Origin of the sequence: Mesorhizobium sp. M7A.F.Ca.CA.002.04.1.1, from assembly GCF_004022805.1 — a bacterium.
GTDB lineage: Bacteria > Pseudomonadota > Alphaproteobacteria > Rhizobiales > Rhizobiaceae > Mesorhizobium > Mesorhizobium ciceri.
Genome location: NZ_RZPL01001342.1, coordinates 1 through 407, shown reverse-complemented (window position 1 = coordinate 407; position 407 = coordinate 1). Strand labels below are relative to the sequence as shown.

Below are 407 nucleotides of genomic sequence, written 5' to 3'. Positions count from 1 at the left end.
ATATCGGCATCGTGATATCGAAGGAAATCGATCAGGAACTCGGCCTTGGCCGCCTTCGAGCCCAGATGGACGTCGGAAATGAACATGCTGCGGAAAGTGCGGGGCTCTTGGCCGGACATCGCGATTTCACCGTTGCTTTCGCGAGCCTATGCCCCGATTCATGCAACAATCGTATGACGGTTGCGATTGGTCCAGCCGAAGGACTAGCTTGCCGGCCAAATCACAGGAGAAATCGTCATGGATCTTGGTATCCGCGGAAAGAAGGCCATCGTCTGCGCTTCGAGCAAGGGACTTGGGCGCGGTTGCGCCGTGGCGCTGGCGGAAGCCGGCTGCGACGTCGTCGTCAACGGACGCAATGCCGAGCTGGTGGCGAAAACCGCCGCTGAGTTGCGCGAGCGCTATGGCGT

1 protein-coding gene and 1 pseudogene are annotated in these 407 nt (G+C 59.5%); one reads left to right on the top strand and one right to left on the bottom strand.

What is annotated here, in order from left to right:
• Positions 1 to 119 (bottom strand): annotated as a pseudogene (locus tag ENZ75_RS34120) (UDP-2,3-diacylglucosamine diphosphatase); the annotation flags it as partial.
• Positions 120 to 237: 118 nt separating this feature from the next.
• Here ENZ75_RS34120 and ENZ75_RS34115 point away from each other — a divergent pair.
• Positions 238 to 407, top strand: a 170-nt coding sequence (locus ENZ75_RS34115) for an SDR family NAD(P)-dependent oxidoreductase (protein WP_128278706.1), incomplete at its 3' end; no start/stop codon positions are given.